General features: G+C 61.6%; 22 protein-coding genes. 9 read left to right on the forward strand and 13 right to left on the reverse strand.

Features of this window, described 5'->3' with window-relative positions; all coding sequences use genetic code 11:
• Positions 1-62: 62 nt before the first annotated feature.
• The 7 genes from ETC27_RS02480 to cyoA form a co-directional block, all read right to left on the reverse strand.
• Positions 63-746, reverse strand: a complete 684-nt coding sequence (locus ETC27_RS02480; RefSeq protein WP_136253377.1) for a CBS domain-containing protein — start codon at positions 744-746, stop codon at positions 63-65.
• A gap of 358 nt (positions 747-1104) precedes the next feature.
• Positions 1105-1716 (reverse strand): Yip1 family protein, encoded by a 612-nt coding sequence (locus ETC27_RS02485; protein WP_136253378.1) that lies wholly within the window; start codon positions 1714-1716, stop codon positions 1105-1107.
• Between the two features lie 170 nt (positions 1717-1886).
• Positions 1887-2831, reverse strand: coding sequence for a heme o synthase (cyoE, locus tag ETC27_RS02490; protein WP_240724768.1), 945 nt, complete (start codon positions 2829-2831; stop codon positions 1887-1889).
• Positions 2789-3118 (reverse strand): cytochrome o ubiquinol oxidase subunit IV, encoded by a 330-nt coding sequence (gene cyoD / locus ETC27_RS02495; RefSeq protein WP_136253380.1) that lies wholly within the window; start codon positions 3116-3118, stop codon positions 2789-2791. Before cyoD ends, cyoE begins: the two co-directional genes overlap by 43 nt.
• A gap of 1 nt (position 3119) precedes the next feature.
• Positions 3120-3749, reverse strand: coding sequence for a cytochrome o ubiquinol oxidase subunit III (gene cyoC / locus ETC27_RS02500; RefSeq protein ID WP_136253381.1), 630 nt, complete (start codon positions 3747-3749; stop codon positions 3120-3122).
• A gap of 2 nt (positions 3750-3751) precedes the next feature.
• Positions 3752-5767, reverse strand: coding sequence for a cytochrome o ubiquinol oxidase subunit I (gene cyoB / locus ETC27_RS02505; RefSeq protein WP_136253382.1), 2016 nt, complete (start codon positions 5765-5767; stop codon positions 3752-3754).
• 3 nt (positions 5768-5770) lie between these two features.
• Positions 5771-6760, reverse strand: a complete 990-nt coding sequence (cyoA, locus tag ETC27_RS02510; RefSeq protein ID WP_136253383.1) for a ubiquinol oxidase subunit II — start codon at positions 6758-6760, stop codon at positions 5771-5773.
• 612 nt (positions 6761-7372) lie between these two features.
• Between cyoA and ETC27_RS02515 the strand changes: the two genes are divergently transcribed.
• The 5 genes from ETC27_RS02515 to ETC27_RS02530 all read left to right on the forward strand — a co-directional run bounded on the left by ETC27_RS02515 (position 7373) and on the right by ETC27_RS02530 (position 11302).
• The gene (locus ETC27_RS02515; RefSeq protein WP_136253384.1) at positions 7373-8191 is read left to right on the forward strand and encodes an outer membrane protein OmpK; all 819 of its coding nucleotides are present in this window, start codon (positions 7373-7375) and stop codon (positions 8189-8191) included.
• A gap of 72 nt (positions 8192-8263) precedes the next feature.
• On the forward strand, positions 8264-9478 hold the full coding sequence (locus ETC27_RS02520; protein WP_136253385.1) for a NupC/NupG family nucleoside CNT transporter: 1215 nt from the start codon (positions 8264-8266) through the stop codon (positions 9476-9478).
• 90 nt (positions 9479-9568) lie between these two features.
• Positions 9569-9691, forward strand: a complete 123-nt coding sequence (locus ETC27_RS17655) for a hypothetical protein (RefSeq protein WP_276605684.1) — start codon at positions 9569-9571, stop codon at positions 9689-9691.
• Positions 9692-9908: 217 nt separating this feature from the next.
• Positions 9909-10883: a J domain-containing protein gene (locus tag ETC27_RS02525; RefSeq protein ID WP_136253386.1), complete on the forward strand. Its 975-nt coding sequence runs from the start codon at positions 9909-9911 to the stop codon at positions 10881-10883.
• A 2-nt stretch (positions 10884-10885) separates the two neighbouring features.
• A complete protein-coding gene (locus ETC27_RS02530) occupies positions 10886-11302 on the forward strand; it encodes a hypothetical protein (protein ID WP_205742666.1) in 417 nt (138 codons plus the stop codon).
• Between the two features lie 42 nt (positions 11303-11344).
• Here ETC27_RS02530 and ETC27_RS02535 read toward each other — a convergent pair whose 3' ends face one another.
• Positions 11345-13684, reverse strand: a complete 2340-nt coding sequence (locus ETC27_RS02535; RefSeq protein WP_136253387.1) for a mechanosensitive ion channel family protein — start codon at positions 13682-13684, stop codon at positions 11345-11347.
• A 199-nt stretch (positions 13685-13883) separates the two neighbouring features.
• On the opposite strand from ETC27_RS02535, the gene ETC27_RS02540 reads away from it, so the two are divergent.
• Both ETC27_RS02540 and ETC27_RS02545 read left to right on the forward strand, forming a co-directional pair.
• Positions 13884-14891 carry an amidoligase family protein gene (locus ETC27_RS02540; RefSeq protein ID WP_136253388.1) on the forward strand — a complete coding sequence of 336 codons (1008 nt, stop codon included), beginning with the start codon at positions 13884-13886 and terminating at the stop codon, positions 14889-14891.
• Entirely contained in the window at positions 14888-15547 is a 660-nt protein-coding gene (locus ETC27_RS02545; RefSeq protein WP_136253389.1) for a gamma-glutamyl-gamma-aminobutyrate hydrolase family protein, read from the forward strand. Before ETC27_RS02540 ends, ETC27_RS02545 begins: the two co-directional genes overlap by 4 nt.
• Before the next feature lie 216 nt (positions 15548-15763).
• Here ETC27_RS02545 and ETC27_RS02550 read toward each other — a convergent pair whose 3' ends face one another.
• The 5 genes from ETC27_RS02550 to ETC27_RS02570 form a co-directional block, all read right to left on the reverse strand.
• On the reverse strand, positions 15764-16195 hold the full coding sequence (locus ETC27_RS02550) for an OsmC family protein (protein WP_136253390.1): 432 nt from the start codon (positions 16193-16195) through the stop codon (positions 15764-15766).
• A 148-nt stretch (positions 16196-16343) separates the two neighbouring features.
• Positions 16344-16844 carry a thiol peroxidase gene (gene tpx / locus ETC27_RS02555; RefSeq protein ID WP_136253391.1) on the reverse strand — a complete coding sequence of 167 codons (501 nt, stop codon included), beginning with the start codon at positions 16842-16844 and terminating at the stop codon, positions 16344-16346.
• Between the two features lie 101 nt (positions 16845-16945).
• Positions 16946-17566 (reverse strand): DUF1415 domain-containing protein, encoded by a 621-nt coding sequence (locus ETC27_RS02560; RefSeq protein WP_136253392.1) that lies wholly within the window; start codon positions 17564-17566, stop codon positions 16946-16948.
• Positions 17567-17699: 133 nt separating this feature from the next.
• Positions 17700-18392, reverse strand: coding sequence for a deoxyribonuclease V (gene nfi / locus ETC27_RS02565; protein WP_136253747.1), 693 nt, complete (start codon positions 18390-18392; stop codon positions 17700-17702).
• 140 nt (positions 18393-18532) lie between these two features.
• On the reverse strand, positions 18533-18949 hold the full coding sequence (locus ETC27_RS02570; RefSeq protein ID WP_136253393.1) for a DUF1499 domain-containing protein: 417 nt from the start codon (positions 18947-18949) through the stop codon (positions 18533-18535).
• A gap of 363 nt (positions 18950-19312) precedes the next feature.
• Here ETC27_RS02570 and ETC27_RS02575 point away from each other — a divergent pair, with 363 nt between their 5' ends.
• Complete coding sequence (locus ETC27_RS02575) at positions 19313-20599, forward strand: exonuclease SbcCD subunit D C-terminal domain-containing protein (protein ID WP_136253394.1); 1287 nt, start codon at positions 19313-19315, stop codon at positions 20597-20599.
• A complete protein-coding gene (locus tag ETC27_RS02580) occupies positions 20596-23997 on the forward strand; it encodes an AAA family ATPase (RefSeq protein WP_136253395.1) in 3402 nt (1133 codons plus the stop codon). Before ETC27_RS02575 ends, ETC27_RS02580 begins: the two co-directional genes overlap by 4 nt.
• Positions 23998-24019 lie beyond the last annotated feature (22 nt).

A 24019-nucleotide genomic window follows, 5' to 3' on the forward strand; every position in this document is an offset into this window, starting at 1 on the left:
AGAAGGCCCCGCTTCGGCGGGGCCTTCTCTTTTAGTCTTTTAGCCACACCAGAGGCGATCCTCTAAAAGGCACCATACCCTAACGGCATGCGGCTCATATTATTCTCGACCCGTTTGACACCCGGCTGGCTTTCGGCGGCGAGCTGCACCGCTTTCATTTCCTCATCACTCGCCACCAGGCCCCACAACTCGACGACGCCATCCTTGACGATGACGTTGACGCGCACGGTGTTGAGCTTTTCTTCGAGCTCCTGGTTGAGCGCATCACGCAGGCTGCGATCATCGCGCGTGCCCTCTCTGACCGGCGGGGTACTGGCCAGCCCCTGCAACAGATTGGCACGGCTCACGATACCCACGAGTTTGCCGTCTCGCGTCACCGGCACCCGCTTGATATGGCGCTTCTCAAGCAGGCGTGCGATCTCGGCGACCGAGATGTCTTCTTCCACGTCGACCACCGGGTGGCTCATGATGTCCTTGGCCACGTGGCCATGGGTCTTGATGTAGCTGGCCGCTTTTTCGGCCCCCGACGACACCAGGGACAGCCACCAGGGCACGGCGTTGTCGTCCGGACTATCGGCACGCCCCATCAAATCCCCTTCGCTGACCATTCCCATCAGGCAGTGGTCATCGTCGACGACGGGGACCGCACTGATACGGTGGTCCATCAGCAAGCGGACAATTTCCTGCACGTCTGTCTCGGGAGAGACACTGATGACCTTGGTAGTCATGACATCAACAGCACGCATGGCACATCCTCCTGATGAAAGCTAATGGCACAGAGCCCGCTGGTAAGCCTCGTGTTGAGTGCTTGTCAGGCATCGATGCAAGTGCGAGGCGAATTAATTCCGTAAAGGCATAACTAAACTCTAGTGCTGGCACAGGATAGCCACAAGCCGCTATCTCAGTATGCCCTTATCTGAGCACCGTACCGGACGGCAACTCGCGAGGTTAGGCACCGCTATACCGAATAAACCAGTGAGGCAGAACGGGAGAGCGCAAGAAGAACTGAAGCCAACAAAAAGGGCGACCCTGTTGGGCCGCCCTTTTCATCTACCTCTGCAACCTGCATCCATGAGGTTCAAACGCTATCTGGATGTGAGCCTATCACCCACCGATCAACGACAAGATGATGCGCTCTCCATAGCCCCAAAGCAGTACGGTTAGCCCAAGCATTGCCTCGAGCACCAGCACGCCGATACCCAGCGTGGAGCTTGAGACGATGAAGCCCTCCTCGCTACTGATGCCCAGAAAGGACGGGATGCCCAGATAGAGCAAATAGGCGGTGTAGCAAAGGCCGATGATACCGGCCAGCAGGCACAGCCAGATAAGTGGATAGATGGCCACGAGGCCACTCAAGAACATCGGCGTGGCCACATAGCCAGCGAACACGATGCACTCACTCTGTTTCGGGGGAGTCGATGTGAAACGCTTGGCCAGGGCGCGAATCACCTTGCCCACCGAATACACCGCCGCGAGGATCACCAGATAGAAGACAATCCCGGCGCCCAGAGCATCCAGATACCCCAGCTGTATGTGGGTCTCCCCGCCTAGTCCCCACCCCACTTGGGTGGTGCCAATATAGGAGCAGATGACCGGAATAGCAGCCAGCAACAGCACGTGATGCTCGTAAAGGTGCGTGAGCGTCTCGCGCTCTCCCTTGATCTGCTTCCATTCACGTTGCGGATGGGCCATCAGGCCCCAAACATGCGTCAGCATCCAGACACCTCCCTCTATCTGCAGGCAAGATCAGCGTAAACCGACCTCAGGTACACGCATGAAACGTGCGACATTCACAGTATAGACATGCGCAGGGGGGAAGCGTCGACGACAGTTTTCACTGCCGTCTCAACGCTTTGGGTTCAGCATGGCGAGAACCCATGAAGGGATCAGCGCAGCGAGGTCCAGAGCAGCGGCGATTGAGGCAGGGCGGCATCCACCGACATCATCAGGCTCAGAGCCGTGATGGTGAGGATGGAAAAACCAAACACGCTCTTGGCCCAGCGGACTTCATCCTGAGCCCGATAGCCCTTGCACGCCAGGTACAACCAATAGCCTCCCATACCCAGGGCAACCATGAAGTAACCAGGACCTGCATAGCCCGCAATGCTCAGGGCAAGCGTCGCCGGAATGAACGCAAGGATCCAGCCGAGGATGTGATGCTTGGCACGATGGACGCCCCGCACCACCGGCAGTACCGGAATAGATGCAGCACGGTAATCTTCCAGGCGGAAGATGGCGATCGCATAGGAGTGCGGCATCTGCCACAGGCAGAAGATGGTCAGCAGCGTCAGGGCACCGGTATCGAAGGTCCCGCTGACGGCGCAATAGCCCACCACCGGCGGCACGGCCCCGGACAGGCTGCCGACCAGGGTGCCGTACTCCGAATGGCGCTTCATCCACAGGCTGTAGACGCCGACGTAGATGACGAAGCCGAAGGCCGCCAGGCCCACCGTCAGGGCATTGGTGCCCAGGGCCAGCAGGCCGAAACCGGCCAGCCCCAGCGCCGTGGCGAACCACAGCGTGGCGCTGGGGGTCACCCGCCCCTGCACCAGCGGGCGATTCTGGGTACGCTGCATCACCGCATCGATATCCTGATCGATGACGTTGTTGAAGGCGCACCCGGAGGCGATCACCAGCGCCAACCCCACCAGAGCCGACAGGAACAGCGGCAGATCGAACTCGCCCTGGGCGGCCAGGAAGTAGCCGCCCAGAACGGAGATCAAGTTACCGCCGATGATGCCCGGCTTGGTGAGGGTCAGGTAGTCCTTGAGCATGGAGGGCGTCTGCGTCAGCCGATCATCATGTTGAGATGCAGGTTTTTCATGATCCACAGGGAACCTCCGATGACCAGGACCAGAATCGCCACGGTGAAGACGAAGGACATGAAGTTCCAGCCCTCATCGGCCTTGGTATTCATATGCATGAACAGCACCAGCTGCACCAGCACTTGGGCCACCGCGGTGGTCACGATGATCAGCAGCGTGACCGCGGTGTCGAAGGAACCAGCCATCACCGCCCCGAAGGGAATGATGGTCAGGACGATGGACAGGATCAGGCCGATCACATAGGACTTGACGCTGCCATGGCTGTGGTCGTGAGACGCGTGTGAGTCGCTCATATCACAGGACTCCCATCAGGTAGACGAAGGAGAAGACGCAGATCCAGACGATGTCCAGGAAGTGCCAGAACAGGCTCAGGCACATGATCCGCGGGCGCGTCACCTCGGTCAGGCCTTGCTTCTTGAGCTGGATCAGCATGACCAGGATCCAGATCAGGCCGAAGGTCACGTGCAGGCCGTGGGTACCGACCAGGGTGAAGAAGGCCGACAGGAAGCCACTGCGATCCGGCCCGAAGCCTTCATGGATCAGGTGTTGGAACTCGTAGAGCTCCAGGCCGATGAAACCAGCCCCGAGCAGGAAGGTGATGATCAACCACTTTTGCACCTGAACCACCCGCCCAGCATTCATTGCTAGCACGGCCATGCCATAGGTGAAACTACTGATCAGCAGCAGGAAGGTACTGATCAAAATCAGCGGAAGATCAAAGATCTCACCCGGTGTCGGTCCACCGGCCGTGCCTCTCAGAAGCACGGCGTAGGTGGCGAACAGGGACCCGAAGATCACCAGGTCGCTCATCAGGTAGACCCAGAAACCGAAGATCTTGGTGCCCGCGGTATCGTGATGATCGTCGTGGTGATCGTGGTCATGCCCGTGGGCATGACCTTGGTTGCTAAGAGTATCGGTTGCCATGATTAGCTCTGCGTCTCCAGCCGAGTTGAGTGCGCGAGATCACCCTTCTGCTTCAAGCGCTGACGATGCTCGCGCTCGATGCGCTCCACTTCCGCCGCAGGGACGTAGTAGTCGACGTCATCGTTGAAGATCCGCGCCATGAAGGTTGCAAACATACCGATGCCACCGACGATTGCCAGCCACCAGATGTGCCACACGAGAGCAAAACCAAAGATGGTGGCGAAGAGCGCGATAATCGGACCTTCCCAAGTATTCTTCGGCATGTGGATATCCTGGTAGGGCGGCTCGGAAATCGGCGGCACGCCACCATTGGCCTTCTTGGCCTCCCAGAACCCATCCACACCGTGTACTTCAGGCAGGTGCGCGAAGTTGTAGAACGGCGCCGGCGAGGAGGTCGCCCACTCGAGGGTGCGGCCGTCCCAGGGATCGCCGGTGACGTCCTGGTTCTGCTTGCGATCACGGATGCTGACGTAGAACTGGATCAAGGTGCAGGCAATGCCGGCCGCAATGATCAGCGCACCCACCCAGGCCACGATCATCAGCGGCTGCCACTCGGGGTTGCTGTAGGACTGCATGCGACGCACGGCACCGAAGAAGGCCAGCACGTAGAGCGGCGTGAAGGCCACGTAGAAACCGATGAACCAGCACCAGAAGGAACGCTTGCCCCATTTTTCATTCAGGGTGAAGCCGAAGGCCTTCGGGAACCAGTAGGTCAGGCCCGCCAGCATGCCGAATACCACGCCGCCGATAATGACGTTGTGGAAGTGGGCGATAACGAACAGGCTGTTGTGCAGCACGAAGTTCGCCGCCGGCACCGACAGCATCACGCCGGTCATGCCCCCCAGGGTGAAGGTGATGATGAAGCCCAGGGTCCACAGCACCGGCGAGGTGAACTCGAGGCGACCGCGGTACATGGTGAACAGCCAGTTGAAGATCTTCACCCCGGTGGGGATGGCGATGATCATCGTCATGATGCCGAAGAAGGCATTGACGTCGGCCCCGGCGCCCATGGTGAAGAAGTGGTGCAGCCAGACCACGAACGACAGGATGGTGATCGCCACCGTGGCCCAGACCATGGTGTTGTAGCCGAACAGGCGCTTCTTGGCGAAGGTCGCGATGACCTCGGAGAAGACCCCGAAGGCCGGCAGGATCAGGATGTACACCTCAGGATGGCCCCAGGCCCAGATGAGGTTGACGTACATCATCATGTTGCCACCGAGATCGGTGGTGAAGAAGTTCATGCCCAGGTACCGATCCAGGGTCAGCAGCGCGATGGTCGCGGTGAGGATCGGGAAGGAGGCGATGATCAGGACGTTCGCGCACAGCGAGGTCCAGGTGAAGATCGGCATGCGGAACATCGTCATGCCCTTGGTGCGCATCTTGAGGATGGTGACGAAGAAGTTGATCCCCGTCATGGTCGTGCCTATACCCGATATCTGCAACGCCCATATCCAGTAATCCACCCCAACCCCGGGACTGTAATCGAGTCCCGATAGTGGCGCATAGGCCAGCCAGCCGGTTTTGGCGAATTCACCGACAAAGAGTGACACGTTGACAAGAACCACGCCCGCCGCGAACAACCAGAAGCTCAGGTTGTTGAGGAACGGGAAGGCCACGTCACGCGCACCGATCTGCAGCGGCACCACCAGGTTCATCAGGCCGATGACCATGGGCATGGCCACGAAGAAGATCATGATCACGCCGTGGGCGGTGAAGATCTGGTCGTAGTGCGAGGGCGGCAGGAAGCCCTCAGCCCCTGCGGATGCCATGGCCAGCTGGGAGCGCATCATGATGGCGTCCGCGAAGCCGCGCAGCAGCATCACCAGGGCGACGATGAAGTACATGATGCCGAGCTTCTTGTGGTCGACGGAGGTGATCCACTCCGTCCACAAGTAGCCCCACTTCTTGAAGTAGGTGATGGCGGCCGTCAGCGCCCCCCCCCCCAGGACGATGGCCACAATGGTCGTCAAGACAATGGGATCGGTCGGGATCGCCTCGAGACTGAGTTTTCCGAACATAATTTACTCCGCTGCCTCCGCGCTCATGGGCTTGCCGTGAGACTCGGCCGATTCGTCGTCACTGTGGGCCGAACCGTGACCGAAGCCCTCGGCGTAACTGTCGGCGAATTCGGACACACGCGCTTCGTGGTCACCGCCGGCTTGGAAGCTCTTGATGATGCTCTCGTAGAGAGACGGGGATACCTCGGAGAAATACTGGATCTCGGCATCCTCGGAGGGCGCTGCGAGGTCGTAGTACTCCTCGGGGAAGGTCAGTGATTCAGACGATTCACGAACCTCGGATACCCAGGCCTCGAAATCCTGCTGGGATCCGACATGCGCATCGAACGTCATATCCGAGAAGCCGGCACCGCTGTAGTTGGTGGAACGACCAGGATAGACCCCTTGCTCATCGGCGATCAGATGCACGTCGTTATCCATACCCGCCATGGCATAGATCTGACTGCCCAGACGCGGAATGAAGAAAGAGTTCATCACCGAGCCAGACGTCACTCGGAAGCGCACCGGTGTATCTTCGGGGAAAGCTATTTCGTTGACTGTTGCAATACCCTGCTCCGGGTAGATGAACAGCCATTTCCAATCAAGCGATACCGCCTCGATGACCATTGGCTCCTGACCACCTTCCTCAACATCGAGAGGCTTGTGGGGGTCCAGGCTGTGCGAGGTATACCAGGTCAACACGGCCAGGAAGGCAATGATCACGCAGGGCACAAACCACACCACGGCCTCGACCTTGTTGGAGTGATGCCAATCGGGGCTATAGGTCGCATTCTTGTTGCTGCGACGATAGCGCCAGGCAAACGCGATAGTCATCACGATTACCGGAATGACAACGATCTGCATCAAGCCGAACGCGGTCAGAATCAGGGTTCGCTGCTCTTCCCCGACCTGCCCCTTGGGATCCATCAGTGCCGAATCACAGCCTGTCAGCAACAGGGCAAGCGACACGAGCACGAGCGGACTCAGCACACGTAAGTACTTCTTTCTTATCATCCTACGACCTCGTCAGGGCACGAAATCAGGCTAATCGCATAGGGATACAAAATTAGCCGGCTAGTGTATGCACGCAGCAAACGCTCACATCTACTCCTTGCTAAGCCATCCATGATGACCGCAAGCAGCATCCGATAAAGCAGGTTGCTAACACGCACCGCAGCCAGACCTTTTGAGCAAGCACTTGGCTACTACAAAGGTCTGGCTACTTTGACCGCGTATCCTCGGAGATATGACATCCCCGCGACAGTGACGATTTGTCGCAGGGTGTCGCAGGAAGCGCACAGGTGAGGCGGCCCGACAGGCTGATAAGGCCAAGCGTGGGGCGCTGAATGACATCGAGCAGGCGATGAAAGCTTAATGGCCGCCGCTAAAAGGGTGCCAAGCGTGTAACACGGTGTCTAGCCGGCTACGTTTTGCCGCAAGCAACAGCCAGGCACGCCCCTGACATCGCGATCCTCAGGGGGAACAAGAGAATGAGCAAACTAGCGTTTGTACGAAAAATTATTAGGCACTCAATCTCCTTTGGTACTATGCCCGCCAGCAGATACCTGCTCCTCCCATGAGTGCCCTGACGCTCTCACAAAAAAGTCATATCAAGGCAATCCCTTTATGTCCGCCCTTTCTTTGCGCAGTGCCTTCCCCCTGCTCGGCGCGAGCGCCCTACTGGTATTTTCCAGTGCGCCGCTGCAGGCGGCCGATATGGACCCGAGCTGGTCCTTCGCCAATGTGTCGGTCAACTACCTCGACTGGTCAGAGGGTACTGAGACCCGCACGTCAACCAACGCCGCCAAGAGTGACTTCACCTATCTGGAGCTCGAGGGTGGTGCAGGCTTCAGCTGGGGCGAGGTCTACGGGTTCTTCGACCTGGAGAACCCAGGCAACGACCAGTTCGATGAGAAGAGCGGTGGCAAGGACAACCTGCGCACCGCCGGGAAACTGACCTCTCATATCTATCTGGGCGAGTCGCCCTTCACGATTTACGCCCACGTCTACGATTTTCGCGACTATGGCTACAACGGTCGCGAGCAGGATCAGGTCCTCGGTGTCGGCTATATCCACACCTTCGATAACGGCTTGTGGTTCAAGCCCTTCCTCGGCGCGGCACGTGTTCAGAGTGACGGCTATACCGGCATGAATGGCTACATGGCAGGCTGGGTACTGGGCTATGGCTTCGAGGCCTTGGGCCAGCGATTCAGTCTCACCAACTGGCATGAACAGACCTTCAACCGCGACGACGACTATCTCGACCAGAACTATGTCGGCGGCAAGGCGGAAAGCGTTGGCACCAACGGAGCGGTTTCATTATGGTGGCACCCACTTTCGAGCGTGACTGCCGGCGTTCAGTACCGTTATTCGGATAACAAACTGGGCAGCCCAGAAGACTACCAGAACGCCATTATCTACACGCTCAAGTACAACTTCCTATAATCCCCTGGCCCGTACCGGTAGCCGTAAACAAGCAACGGCACGGGCCGCATTCGCTGCCATGAAGGACTTCCCATGACCATACTCATGAGCCTGGTGGGGATGGCGACGCTCATCCTGATCGCCCTCGTATTTTCCACCAACCGACGCGCCATCCGCCTGCGTACCGTGGGTGGCGCCTTCGCCATCCAGGCCGGTATCGGTGCCTTCGTGCTGTATGTGCCGTTTGGCCAGACCGTCCTCAAGATCCTGTTCGGCGGGCTCGCTGATCCCTCTGGTGTGGGGTTCATCTTTGCCATCAAGGTGCTGCCGGTCATCATCTTCTTCTCGTCGCTGATCGCCGTGCTCTACTACCTGGGCATCATGCAGTGGATCATCCGCCTACTCGGCGGCGCCTTGCAGAAGGTGCTGGGCACCTCGCGTACCGAGTCACTGTCGGCCACCGCCAACATCTTCGTTGGCCAGACCGAAGCACCGCTGGTGATACGCCCCTTCATCAACAACATGACCTCCTCGCAGCTGTTTGCGGTCATGTGCGGCGGCCTGGCGTCAGTGGCAGGCTCGGTGCTCGCCGGCTATGCGGCACTGGGCATTCCCATGGAATATCTTGTTGCGGCCTCCTTCATGGCCGCGCCGGGCGGTCTGCTGTTCGCGAAACTGTTGATGCCGGAAACCGAAACGCCAAAGGATGATGACGCTGCCTCCATTCAGCACATCGAGGATGAAGACAAGCCGGCCAACGTGCTGGACGCCGCCGCCACCGGCGCCAGCTCCGGCATGCGCCTGGCCGCCAACGTGGGGGCCATGCTGCTGGCCTTCATCGGCCTGATCGCGTTGGTCAACGGCATCCTCGGTGGGGTCGGCGGCTGGTTTGGCCTGGAATCGCTGAGCCTGGAGCAGCTGCTGGGCTGGTTGTTCTCGCCGCTGGCTTTCCTGCTGGGCATACCCTGGAACGAGGCGACCCTGGCCGGCTCCTTCATCGGCCAGAAACTGGTGGTCAACGAGTTCGTCGCCTACATCAACCTGGCGCCCTACATCGAGGGCGAGAAGATGGTCGCCGCGACCGGTGCCGCGATGTCATCGCATACCGTGGCCATCCTGTCCTTCGCCCTTTGCGGTTTCGCCAACCTGTCCTCGATCGCCATTCTGCTTGGTGGACTCGGCAGCCTCGCCCCCGGGCGCCGTCACGAAATCGCCCGCTTCGGTGTTAAAGCCGTGCTGGCGGGGACTCTCTCCAACTTGATGTCGGCCACCATTGCGGGCTTCTTCATCGCCCTGGCGGCCGGCTGATGCCGTGACGTACGCGCTGCTTGCCGCCCCGGCCCTGGCTGGGGTGGCAAGTACCAAGGTGTAACGCCAAGCGAGCGATGAAACACCACGATGCACCATACTCGCCATGCTGACCTGCCCCGGCATGCGGTAAAGAGCGATGATATGGAGACCCTGCTCCCCGACTCCTTAGGCCCCGAGAATATCGGCAAGCCGTCGCTGGTGCGCTCCTGATGCCATGTCATGGATAGGAAATCGCCCCACGACATAGCATGATGAGAAAGGACCGCCGCATCGATTAAAGCAAACGCGCCTGACGCCGATACCTACTGGATATGTCTTTCTGGACAGGCATACGTCTACCGGCTGTCGACAGCTCATGGCTGCAGATGCCACCCCAAACAACACGCAACCACCATCATTGCCCCGTGAGTCACTTCGGAGCCAGGGAATGCCCAGCGGTCGCTTCAACCCTTTCGAGACCCTCCTGCTAACCAGTCGTAGTCAAGCCGACACGGCTGGGTTGATGCTACTTGCCTGGGTAATGGCCTGTAGCGGCCCTCTCGATGCAGCGCAGCGCAAGCGCCTGACGGAGCTGGCCAGAGAATGTCGACATGGGCATGAGATCGAGCCGATCTTCGCCCTGGCCGACCGCCAGGATTTCGATGCCATCCAGCTGGCCGCCGAAGTGATGCAGAAGGACCGTGGGGGCGAGCAGGCGTATCCTTTTATGCGCCAAGCCATTGCCTTATCGATCACAAGCGGCGAGCCAAGCATTACCCAGCATCACGTGCTGCGGTTTCTTGCTGATCTACTGGGCGTGATTCCCTCCTCCTTCGCCACCCTCTATGCCGAGCAAGCCGGCAAGCCCTATGCAGTGCCCGACGACCCCAGCCGCCGCGACTATTGGCTTGCCCGAGAGCATGAACGCCAGCAGCAAGAGGCTCGGCAGCAAGAACAGGCCGCACGTCGCCGCGCACAGGAGGCGCAAGCGCGCCAGAAAGAGGAGATACGCCGGGAGCGCGAGCGTCGCGAACAGCAAGCCCGCGAGCGTGATCGACAGCGCCAGGAAAGAGCGCGCCACGAGAAAACTCAACAGGAAAAGGCCAGGCAAGAACGCGCCCGGGAGGAGCGCCGTCGCGAGCAGGCCAGGCAGGAACGTTGGCACCAGGAGCGTGGAAGCGCTGGCCAGAACCGACACAGAGAGCGCCCACCGACCAACGATGCACGCGCCCATCGCGCCCTCGCAGTGCTCGGCCTACCCCCTGGGGCCAGTCGCGGCGAAATTCGCAAGGCCTATCGCCGCCTGGCCCAGACACATCATCCCGACCGTTTCTTCGCCGAAGGGGAGGCACGCATGGCCGCCGCTTCACAGCGCTTCCAGCGGGTCAAGAACGCCTATGACTATCTGATGCGAGCCAGTTGAGCATGCGGGATCTTTATCAGCGACTGGAACTGCAAGGCGACGCCAGCGACCACGACATACAGCGTGCCATCGAGGCCTGCGATCATAGCGCCCTCAAGGCCGATGCCCGCGTGGTGCTGGGCAATGCCGACCGTCGCGAGGAATACGATGCCCTGCTCGGCACCGTGCGCGACATCGGGCTGCTGCGGGCACGACTCGGCCTGACCCACGGCCCTTTCTGGCAAGACAGCACCGCCAACGACTTTTCGCTGCCCCCCGACAACACGGGCGCTCGTCACGATCTATTGATCGCCCGCGTCGAACGCGCCGTCTCACTGCATAACCGCTGGCGGCGATGGCGTGCGCCCTGGCTCTTTGCCGCGTTGCTGCTGGGCGCCGCGGCCATCGGGGCAGCGCTATGCCATCTTTGGCTAAGCTGACTGCCTATGCTTAAGAGGCGAGTAAGCCATTAGCGGCATGACCTAGCCTTCGCCCGGCGAGCCCTTGTGGCGTTGACCTCCAGGCGGCACGACACGTCCGGCCTCTCCAGCCGAGCGGCCCAGTACATCCCGTCCAGAAGCCGCATCCGCCCCATCCTGCTCCGGCGCCTCACCATCCAGCGTCTCGCCGCTCTGGCCTGCCATCTGTACGCTCAAGCGCGGCATGGCGACCTCCAGACCATCTTCTTCCAGGCGCTGCTTGAAGCGCAGGTTAACGGCACGCGCCACGTCCCACTGCATGGCAGGCGCAGTACGCATGTGCATCCTCAACACGGCCGCCCCCTCCTCGAAGCTCTCGATGCCCTGCATCTCAAGTGGCGACCAGATGTTGTGGCGCATCACAGGATCTTGGCGCATTTCATTAACGATCTCGCGCACCAGGGTAATGCCGTCGTCGACCTTCATCGCATGGGGAATACGCAGGCGCATCAAGGCGATACCGTACTGGCGCGACATATTGTGAATCGACTGGATCTGGCTGAAGGTGATGGTGTGCACGATGCCATCGATATCACGCAGGCGGACTGTGCGCAGGGTCAGTCCTTCGACGGTACCCAGATGACCGCCAAGCTTGACGAAATCATCAACCGCCAGAGAATCTTCGATAAGGATGAAGATACCCGTGATCAGGTCCTGTACCAGCGTCTGGGCACCGAAGCCGATCGCTAGACCAATGACACCGGCACCGGCCAGCAGCGGCGTGACATTCACGCCCAGGTTGGCCAGCGCCACGATCGAGGCAATCACCACGATGGTGGCGAAGATCACATTACGGATCAGGGGCGTGATCGTCTGCGCCCGGGAACTATTGCCCCGGCGCCCACGGGAACGCGACGAACGCGACAACGCTCGCTGGATCGCCGTATCGGCAAATATCCAGGCAAGCCAGGCCACCAGCAGCGTGATACCGATGCTCAGCAGTGCCTGGCCGATCCGCGCCCCGGCTGCATCCTGACCGACGCCAAGCAGCGAACTGCCCCATATCCGCATCGAAAGCTCGGCAAAGGAGGCCCAGCACAGCATGTGCGCCAAGGCGTAGCCGACACGCTCCAGGCGCCGACGATACTGCGACACCCGCTTGCGCCCCTCTAGGGCCAAGCCATAACGGCGTAGCAGCCCCGTCACCACCAGCGTAAAGATCAGCAACGCCGCCGTTCCGATCGCTCGAGGCAGCGTCCCGCCAGCATCACCGACAGTGACCAACAGCGCTATCAGTGACACCCCTACCGACAACAGAGCCGGTACATGCCAGAGACCACCCAGCACGCGAACCACATCATTGGTAGTGCTGTGTGCCTTGCGCTGGGAATACGGGCGGTTGCGAATCAAGTGCTTGATCGGTTGCTTGAAGCGCAGGATGAAGCCCCCACTGATCAATGCCGCCAGCAAGTTGGTGACGATCGACAGGAAGCCGGCCAGGTCGCTGCCCAGCTGGGCAATCAAGCGTCCGGAATCCAACGCATCACCCAGTGCCAGCAACGCTCCAATAAGGAACAGCCGCTTCAGCGCGCGGGTCCGCAGATAGCGGACAGCGATGTAGCGATGACCGCGAGTGAAGGCCGAGAAGACAATCTCGCAGAGCGATGACAGCAGACGTCCACAGAGCGCCACATAGGCCGTGACCAGCGCAAGACTCACGGCCGCGTTGGGGGTCATGAACTGCGATATCGCCAGCATCGTGGCAAAGGCGACCACCCAAGGCAGCAAACGCCGCAGAAAATGCACGCCCAGCAGCCACGCCTTGGGGTCACGCGGCAGCTCCAGCGGCAAGCCGAAGCGTCGCACCAGTGACCGTGCCAAAGCCATCAGTAACAACAGTGACCCGACCCAAACCGACAGCATCACCGAGGCCTCAATCGCCAAGCGAAACAGCTCGGTATTACCGGCACTGCTCGCCAGCTCGCCCACATCCTGCCACGCCTGAACCAGTCGCTGCTGCCATAGCGCTAACGGCGACTGCCCTCCTTCTGCCTGGTCGCCAAGCTCGGTGAAGGTATCCGCCAAGGCACCCAGCAGTCCCTGAGGCCCCGCCTCGACGTCGCCTCCTTCGACCTGAGCGGTACTCGCGCGCAGTGCCTTCAGCTCTTCGAGCAACGCGCCCCTCTTTTCCGCGTTATCCAGCGTCGCAATCACGGTATCCAATGATTCGACGACCGCCTTGGGGTCCGGCTCACTTGAGGACGATTCGCCGGCAAGCCCCGTAAGCCCGAGCCCCGCCTGAGCGTTGGCCATGGAGGGCAACAGCAGCATCGTCAAAAGGACGACCAGCCCCCAGGTCAACCGTTGACTGGCAAGCGCAGAGCGCGATGCAAGCGAGGACATGAAGACTCCTGACGTAGCTGACAGTGAAAAGACGCCAGTGACTAACCGGCAGGGCAGGAACGCCCGGAGCATAAGGGTAAAGGAATGATTGCGCCGAGGCACCCCGTCATCATCCGCTCACGCGCGGTCGCCGACTGGCCGGCAGCCGGTCGAGATATGGTAGGCTAGACCAGCCAATTCAGGCCTACGGGAGTGCCGCATGGATCCGCAATCGCCCCCTGTTACCACTAACTGGGAAGGCAGTCTCCGCCGTGTCGGCGTCGAGATAGAGTTTGCTTGCGTCTCGCCTGCGGCAGCGGCGAATCTGGTGGCAGAGCAGTTTGGTGGCCAAGTCATCTCGCTCAACCCCCATCGCTGGCGAGTCGAAAGCACTCGCTGGGGAGCGTTCACCATCGAGCTCGACGCCAAGATAGTGCACCCAGATGACAAGGTAACCTCCGCACTACCGAGTAGCGACGATGAATGGGCGCGCCAGCGTCATCAATGGCACGTCCAGCTTCACACCCGCTCCCGTGAGCTATTGGGCGATGTCGTGGCCGGACTGGTGCCTACCGAGATCGTCTGCCCCCCCGTCCCCTGGAATGAGCTCGGCGAGCTCGATGCCTTATTCGGGGCATTGCGCCGCCATGGCGCCAAGGGCACGGACGACAGCCTGCTCTATGGCTTCGGGTTGCATCTCAACCCCGAGGCACCCGGTACTGATGTCGACAGTCTGCTTGCCCACCTGCGGGCCTATCTATTGCTGGCACCATGGCTGCGAGATCAGATTAACATCGACATCACACGGGAAGTGCTGCCGCACGCCAACCCCTTTCCCAAGGCGTACGCCCTGAAGATACTCGACCCGGATTATGCACCGGACCTCGACACCCTGATTAACGACTACCTGCATGACAACCCGACGCGCAACCGCGAGCTCGACATGTTGCCGCTTTTCGCCTGGCTGCGCCCGGACCATCCCCATGCCCTGTTCAAGAACGAACTGGTCAAGCCACGACCGACCTTTCACTATCGCCTGCCCAATGCCCACCTATCGGCAACGGAGTGGGGCTCGGTGGTGGAATGGGACCGCTGGCTAGCCGTAGAACGCCTTGCCGCCGATACCAAGCGGCTTGCCGAGCGTGCCAATGAATACCTCAATTATCATTCCCGCTCGCCCATGACACGCTGGCTTGAGCGGCTGAAGCATTGGATGAAGGACGAATGACCCGACCTCTGATCGGCATTACCACCTCTGACCGTAAGAGCCGTCTTGCCTGGTTTTTTGACTGGCTGGCGGTATGGCGCCATGGAGGACGCCCCCTGCGGCTGTCACCCTCGCGCCCTGTGCCAGAGACGCTGGACGGTCTCATCATCGGCGGCGGCGATGATATCGAAGCCAAGCTGTATGGCGGTGAAGTGCAGCTTGATGTACGCGTCGACCCCGATCGTGACGCCCTCGAGCTTGACCTGCTTGAGCGCTTCATTCCTACCCACTGCCCAGTGCTCGGTATCTGTCGTGGCGCTCAGCTGATCAATGTCTACCTGGGCGGCACCCTGGACGCCGACATCTACACCACCTATGAAGGGCTAAAGCGCCGGCGCACCGTGCTACCGCGCAAGACCGTCGACATCGTCGCCGACAGTCTGCTGCACCGCATCCTCGGGGTCAGCTGGTGCCGCATCAACAGCCTGCATCACCAGGCGGTTCAGGATGCAGGCGATGGCATTGCGATTGTCGCCCGCGACCGAGACGGACTGGTGCAGGGGATAGAATCCCGTAAGCATGACTTTCTCATCGGCGTGCAATGGCATCCTGAATGGTTGATCTTCAACCGCCCCCAGCAGCGCCTGATCCGCGCCTTGGTCAAGGCCGCCTCCTGAGCGTTTACCGGCGCCACCCCGCATTGCCTGGCCACCCCCTAACGACAACGGCCACCCCGGTTAACCGGGATGGCCGTCTTGTGCCAACCATCTTGCAACTGCTTGTTCACTGTCCGCACCACTCGCGACTATTCGTGTCTGCTACACGGTGCCTGCCGCAGCCTTCTGTGCTGGGCTTTCCGAACAAACAGGCCAAATCAGCGCGGGAGGTGGACGTTAGCCTTCCAGGCGCGCATCCAGCGTGATATTGGCATTGAACAGCTTGGAGACCGGGCAACCGTCCTTGGCCTTGTTGGCAGCATCATCGAACGTTGCCTGATCGGCGCCAGGAATCTTCGCCACACAGGACAGGTGCACGGCGGAAATAGTGAAGCCGCTGTCATCCTGATCCAGACTCACGGTCGCCTCGGTCTTGATACTCTCGGGCTCGAGACCGGCCTCACCAAGCATCATCGAAAACGCCATGGAAAAACAGCTGGAGTGGGCGGCACCGATCAGCTCTTCGGGGTTGGTACCCGCCTCGCCCTCGAAGCGCTGCTTGAAGCCGTAGGGGGTGGACGAAAGCGCGCCACTTTCGGTCGAGACCGTGCCCTTGCCTTCTTTCAGGCTACCTTGCCATTCTGCGGAACCTGTCTTCTTGATGCTCATACTGCCTCCTTAAAGAGAGAGTGCTGCTCGTAAAGATGCTCACGGCTGATGAGGGTACTGATTCATGCATCGGTGTATTCGGCATGCCCCAGGGGGAGCCCCCTCTTAGGGACATGCCTGACACCCAGGTATTGGCTTGCCTTAGTGATTACCCCAGCGCGTCCATGGCCGCCTGATAATCGGGTTCATCCTTAAGCTCACCGACCAGCTGACTGTAGATCACCTGATCCTGCTCATCGAGCACCACTACCGCCCTGGCCGTCAGGCCGGCCATGGGACCACTCGAGAGCGCGACACCGTAGGCACGGTGAAAATCGGGGTGACGAAAGGTCGACAGCGTCTCGACGTCATCCAGCCCTTCGGCGCCACAGAATCGTCTGGCGGCAAAGGGCAGGTCGGCCGAGACCACCATCACCACGGTGTTATCAAGCTTCGATGCGTATTCGTTGAACTTGCGCGTCGAGGTAGCGCAGGTCGGCGTATCGACGCTTGGGATGATGTTCAGCACTTTGCGCTTGCCGGCATAGTCGGCAAGGGTCACGTCATCCAGCGCCTGGTTCGTCAGGGTAAAAGCCGGAGCCGTCTGACCGCTCTGGGGCAAGTCGCCGTCGACGTCGACGGGAGTACCCGCACGGGTGATCTGCGTCATGTCACCTCCTGTGAAGTCAGGCCTTCTGAATGAAGGCCCGGAAAATCCTGCGTCTACCCCTATCAATGGCGACGGTGGCAGAGGTAATCAAGTGCCATCTTTCACGTGTGTGGCTCACCGGCCTTCGTCAACTCGGCCAACTGGCTCGCCAAGGCGTCACTACCCAAGGCCGTCATCGCGGCAGCGTTGCGCTCGGGAATGGCCTCCGGATCGGGGTAGTGAGCCAACGCCTCGGCAATGGCCTCCTCGCGCAGCAGATGCAGCATCGGCCAGGGCGAGCGATTGGTGTAATTGGCCGGATCGTCTTCCTCGACGCCATCGAAGCAGTAGTCCGGATGAAAGCTCGCTAGCTGATAGACGCCCTCGTAACCCTGTTCCTCGAAAAGCGCCTCGGCGACCCCCAGCAAATCCAGATAGTCATCGAAGTCGTTCACCCCGTCGCTTAACACCAGCAGCGTGGTCGCAAGGCTAGCGTCCTCGTCCAGTCGCTGGCACTCAGCCAGCAGCGCGCCCAGGGTCTCGTTCCAGTCATGAGCGGACACCGCCACGTAGCGGACCGTGTCGCGCTCTACCTCGCGACCGGCGAAGGGGCACAGGTTGTGTCCCACCACAAAGGTTTCGGTCCAGGCACGGGATGCCGCAAGGGCTTGCTCGGCAAGGGCACGATTGGCCAGAGCATGCTGGCCAATCACGATAGGAGTAGAGGAAGAAGCGGAGGTCATCGGCAGCTCGGAGCAGGAAAATAAGAAGAAACGACAGTGTAGCCGATCCACCCACCCTCAGGGTGGTACAGGGTGGGTGATGCACGATGATTCAGACAACGCAGCAGGCTTAACCTGGCCATGACATAACAACTCAGCCGCCGGCCCGCCTCCGATCTCGCCGCGAGGCCAGGCGATCGGCAAGCCGTGTCGGCTCAGGCAGCTTGGTGCGGCCAAGGCAGGCCACTGTCCAATCGATCGCCGTGGCAAGCGACAAACGATGGCCCGGCGACACGAAGACCGGCTTGATGCCGACGCGAGAGCGCAACACGCCACCAATAACGTCCTCGCCATCGACAAGTGGCGTCCAGTCGCCACGACGGGCGGGCACCTCATCGTGACGGCCACACAGCCGCGTCTTGGCGATGCCGATGGTGGGCAGCTCTAGCCATAACCCCAAGTGGCTGGCTATGCCGAGCCGTCGCGGGTGGGCAATGCCCTGACCATCGACCATCACCAGATCGGGACGTCGCGAAAGACGCGAGAAAGCCGCAAGTGCCGCCGGCAGCTCACGGAAGGCCAGCAAGCCGGGCACATAGGGAAAGCGGGTGGGCTCGCGATGCACGACTTCCTCTAGCACGCAAAGTCCGGGCCAGGCCAACACGACAACGGCGGCGCGAGTGATCGCGCCGCCGTCTTCGAAACCGATATCCACACCGGCGATACAGGACACCTCACCGATCCGATCGACACGCGCCACCTGAACCGCGAGGCGCTTCTGCAACGCAACCGCCTCGCTTGGCGTCATGTCCCAGCCGTGCAGCCCGGACGCCAATGGCCAGCTCATCACCGGTGAATCGTCTGTCGTCTTAACCCGACCTGTGGTCGTCACGTTGGTGGTCGTAACGTTGTCTGTCCTTTTAATACTGATGGCATCTAATACTGATGGCATCGATCCAAGAACGCGTATCGATCAAGGGCTCCGCCTCAATCGCAGAACCCCCACCCCTCAAGCAGCATGCGGATCTTCTCGACCCGAGCACGGTTCTTGCCCAGATCGGTCAAACCGAGACGCGAGGCACTGCGCACATGGCAGACCCCGTCCTCTTCGGACCAGAAGAATTCCAGATCGTCGATGAAGCCCAGCGGTGAATGGCACTCCGCGTGCAGATAGGTGTCGGTCGCTGTGACCACCTCGGCCTGTTCGCAGCCGGCAATCGCTGTCTGCAACCGCCTCATCAACTGAGCCACGGTGCGATCACCAAGCTGAATGGGGTCGACATGATGCGTCGCATCCTCGGCCTCGCTGGAGACGCTACTATGCCGGTCATCGCAGTCGGCAAGATGGCCATCATGGATGCCAAGGTTGTCGGGGCGCTTGCTGGTCAGCGGATTAGTGATCATAGGCTGAATCCTTACTTCTGTTCGCGTGTTGTGTGGTTGTTGTGCGCGGGTGATGGGCTGTCCGGCCAATAAACCCCATGCTTTAAACTGTAGGGCACCAGATCAAGAAGCAGGTGTGGACCCGGAGGACGTTGCTCACATGCCGACAGCGAGTTTAGTTAGCAGAGTCTGGACCCATGGCAACTAACCTTTAGTCAAGTTCACATGGCACGCCTTTGCAAGCCCCACGAAACGCGAATGCGTTAAGCCCCTAGACGCTGAATCCACGCTCGTCTGACCGTGAAAGCGGCAAGCCCCCTGCAGCGCAGGGCCCATCGGCAGTATGATAGTGGCCTGCCATTCATGGACGCCGCGGAGCCCGCCTTGAAGCTGATTCACACCTCGGACTGGCACCTCGGCCAGACCTTTCACGGCCAGGAGCGCCACGTCGAGCATCAGGCCTTTCTCGCCTGGCTGCTCGAGACCCTGATCGCCCGCCAGGCTGACGCCCTGCTGGTCGCCGGCGACCTGTTCGATGTGGTCAACCCATCACTCAAGGCACAGGAGCTCCTTTACGATTTCATCGTCGAGGCTCACCAACGCCTGCCGGCTCTGGATATCGTGTTGATCGCCGGCAACCATGACAGCGGCAACCGGGTCGAGTTGCCCGCCCCGCTGATGCGCCGCCTCAACACCCATGCCCTTGGCCGTGTTCACTGGCGAGACGGCGGCGAGCTCGATGCCGAGCGTCTGCTCGTGCCCCTCACCGATGCCGAAGGCGCAACCCGCGCCTGGTGCCTGGCCCTGCCCTTCCTGCGCCCGGCTGAAGTGACCGGCCGCACGGGCCTGACGGCCAAGGACAGTGAGAGCAGTGGTGCCAATGATCGAAAGGGCGCCAATGGCCGCAATGACTATGTGGCGGGCATCAGCGCCGTCCATGAACAGCTGATCACCGCCGCCCGCGACAAGCGCCAGCCGGATCAGGCCTTGGTCGCCATGAGCCATGCCCACCTGCGCGGCGCCGCCGTCTCCGAGGGCAGCGAGCGGCCGATCGTGATCGGCGGTGAAGAGTCGCTTTCGGCGAGCCTCTTCCCCGAGGACATCGCCTACGTGGCGCTTGGGCACCTGCATCGCCCGCAGCAGGTCGGCGAGCCGCGCATTCGCTACAGCGGCAGCCCCATCCCGCTGGACTTCAGCGAGGTCGACTATCCTCATCAGGTGGTCGAGGTGACGCTCGAGGGCGATGCCCTCGCCGGCACCGAAACGCTGCCCATCCCGCGCAGCGTGGCGCTGATTCGCCTGGGCCCGGCCGATCTCGACAGCGTGCTTACCGAGCTCGATGCCCTCGAGGACGACCCCGAGTTACCCGCCGAACGCTGGCCCTGGCTCGAAGTTCGCGTCGACCTGGATGGCCCGCAGCCCGACCTGCGTGGCCGCATCGATGCAGCGCTGGAAGGCCGCGCCTTGCGCCTGCTGCGCATCCACACTCGCTACCCCAAGGCCCGCGGCGAGGCGCCCGGCTCGCGCCGGGTGACGCTGGGTAGCCTCGGCCCCCAGGCGCTGTTCGCCCGCGCCTGGGAAGAAGAATACGGCGAGCCCGCCGATGACCAGGTAAAACGCGACTTCGCGCTGCTGATGCAGGATGTGATGGACGCGGAGGCCGACGCATGAAGATTCTCGCCATCCGCCTCGAAAATCTCGCCTCGCTTTCCGGCAGCCAGGAACTCGACTTCACCGCTGCGCCACTGCGCGATGCCGGCCTCTTCGCCATTACCGGCCCCACCGGGGCGGGCAAGAGCACCCTGCTCGACGCCCTGTGTCTGGCGCTTTATGGCAACACACCGCGGCTGCGTGGCGCCCGACAGGACCAGGCCCGGGTGCCGGACAGCGGCGACACCGATGTGACCAGCTTCGACCCGCGTACCCTGCTGCGTCGTGGGGCCAGCCAGGGCCATGCTGAGGTCGACTTCCTGGGCCGCGATGGTCGCCGCTACTGCGCGCGCTGGGCGGTGCGCCGCGCTCGTGGCAAGCCCGATGGCCGCCTGCAGGGCGCGGAGCAATCGCTTACTGACCTGGACGCCGATCGCCTGCTGACCGCACAGAAACGCGAATTCGACCGCCAGCTTCCGACCGTGCTGGGGCTTAATTTCGACCAGTTCACCCGTGCGGTGATGCTCGCCCAGAGCGAGTTCGCCGCCTTCCTCAAGGCCGACGACAATGCCAGAAGCGACCTGCTCGAGAAACTCACCGATACCGCCGAGTACTCACAGCTTTCTATCGCCGCCTACCAGCGGGCCAAGACCGCCCATCAGGCGGTCGCCAGACTGAATGCCCATCTGGCCGATGACCAGCCCGCTGACGCCGAAGCCCGCGCCGAGCTCGAGCACGCCGCCAAGACCACCCAACAAGCGCTCACTCACCTGCAAACCCAGGAGGAGTCGCTCAAGGCCCAGAAACGCTGGCAGGATGACGATGCGCGCCTTAACGATGCCTATCGCCAGGGCCTGACCCAGCAGGAGAACGCCGAGGCCCGCTGGCAGGCCCTCGCCCCCGCTCGCCGCGACCAGGCGTGGCGCCGCCTGATTGCCCCCAAGCGTCACCGCCTCGCCCGCCAGGCCGAGCTGCCTGGTGAGATCAGGCGTCTCGAGGAGACTCACACCCGCACCCAGAAAGCGCGGCAAGACGCCGAAGCCACCGAGCAGGCCGCTACTCAAGAGAGCGAAAAAGCCGAGCAGGCGCTGCTGAATGCCAGCCAGGCCCGTCGCGAGGCCGAGCCACATCTCCGTCAGGCCCGTGAACAGGCGCAGCGCCGCGACAACCTGGCGCAACAGCTCGCGGATCGCGAATCACGCCACCAGCAACGTAAGCACCAGGTGAGCCAGCTCAATGAGGCGCGCCGCCAGGCCGAGAGCCAGCAGCAGGAGCACCAGCGCCGCCGTGACGACTGGCAAGCCACGCTGAAAAACCTGATGGGCGCGCACAGCGAACTGAGTGCCGCCCGCCATGCGTCGCAGCAGGCCCATGACCAGGCCGCGCGTCGTCAACTGGCACTGGGCGAGCTTGCCAGCCGCTGGCAGGAAAATACCCAGGCCCATGAGCAGCAGCAGGCCCTCGCCAAGTGCCTGGATGACGACGAGACGCGCAAGGCCAAGCTCATGGAACAGGGCAAGGCCGCCCGTCAGCGACTCGACGAGCGACACCAGCACTACTCAAGCGTGCAAGCCTTTATCGAGCGCAATCGCGCCGTGCGCAGCGAGAGCGTGATCAAGCTACGCGAGCAGCTTCAAGAGGATGAACCCTGCCCGGTGTGCGGCGGTCACGACCACCCCTGGCGCCACCAGCCGCCGGCCACGCCCGAGGCCGCGCAGCTCAAGGCCCAACAGGACGACGAGGAGCGCCAACTCGCCGAGGCGCGGAGCGCCTATGACAAGGCCCAACAGGCCCGCGATGAACTGCTGGGGCAATACCGTGCGCTTGAAAGCTCGCTTGAACAGCAGCGACGCGACCTTCACGCCGCCGAGCAGCGCCTGGCCAAGGCTCAGAAGGCCCTTGCCGAGCAGCCATTGAGTGATGAGCTCAACGCCATCGATGCCGCCGAGCGCGATGACTGGCTCATTAGGCAGCGCCAACAAAACGACAGCGCCCGACAGCACCATGAACGGGCACTGGATGCCCTGGCCCGCGCCGAGGCCGAGCTTGCCCCCCTGCAAGAGGCACTGCGCAATGACGAACTGGCACTCGCCCAGCTGGAAACGCAACGCAATGACGCCGAGAAGGAGCTGACGAGCCTTGCCGAGCAGATTCCGCCGCTCAGAGAAGCGCGTGATGAGGCCGACCGCCAACTCAAGGCCCTGCTTGGCGATCACGCCTCCGCCGATGCCTGGCAACAGCAACTGGAAAGCAAAGAGACAACCGCCAGCCATGCCAGGGACTCGGCGCTTTCAACACGCCATGAGGCACAGCGCAAACTCGGTGAGCTTAAACAGCAGGAGAGCCACGAAGTCACTCAGATTCAGCGGCTTCACGAGGAACGCGAGCCCTTGGAGCGGGAGCTAAACGAATGGCGCCAGGCCAACCCAGAGCTGGATGACGACACCCTCGCCCGTTTGCTGGCACAGCCAGATGATGATGCCCAGGGCGAGGATGACGCGATTCGCGAGGCCGATCACGCCCGCCAGCGCAGTGATGCCAGCTTGAGCGAGCGCCGCCAGGCCCTGCTTGAGCACCGCCAGGGGCAAGGGTTGGCAAGCGAAGAGGAATTGCTGCCGCATGACGCCACAGCGGGTGGTGGAGATGAGGGTGGTGAGAATGAAGGTGGTGAGAATGAAGGTGGTGAGAATGAGAGGAAGGAACGCGAGAGCGACGCCCTCTTGAGCGAGCGCACGGAGGAAGAGATTCAGCGCCGCAAGGCCCAACTTGCCGAGGCGCAAGCCGAACTCGCACCCAAGCTGGCCGCCGCCCAGCAAAGCCGCGACGATGCCGTGCACGCCCTGCGCGACGACGACCGCCGCCGCACACGCCAGCAGGAAGCCCAGGCAGAGCTAGACGCCGCCCGCGCCGAGCAGCAGCGCTGGGGGCGCATCAGCGCCCTGATCGGCTCCGCCGACGGCAAGGCCTTCCGGCGCATCGCTCAGGCCTACAACCTCGAGCTGCTGCTTGATCACGCCAACGCCCACCTCAGCAACCTCGCCCCCCGCTACCGGCTACGCCGGGGTGGCAGCCCGCTCGGCCTTTTGGTCGAGGACCACGACATGGCCGATGAGCAGCGCTCGGTGCATTCGCTCTCCGGCGGAGAGACCTTCCTGGTCTCGCTGGCACTCGCCCTCGGGCTCGCCTCCATGGCCTCCGGCGAGCTCGCCATCGAATCGCTATTTATCGATGAAGGTTTCGGCAGCCTCGACCCGCAGTCTCTGGCGCTGGCCATGGAGGCGCTGGACGGCCTGCAGGCCCAGGGCCGGCGGGTCGGCGTGATCTCGCATATTCAGGAAATGCACGAACGCATCCCGGTGCAGATCCAGGTCACCCCGCTCGGCAACGGCGCTAGTCGCCTGACGCTGGTGGGAGACTGAGCATGGCCAATAGTGAGCAATC

Source organism: Onishia niordana (assembly GCF_004798965.1).
GTDB lineage: Bacteria > Pseudomonadota > Gammaproteobacteria > Pseudomonadales > Halomonadaceae > Onishia > Onishia niordana.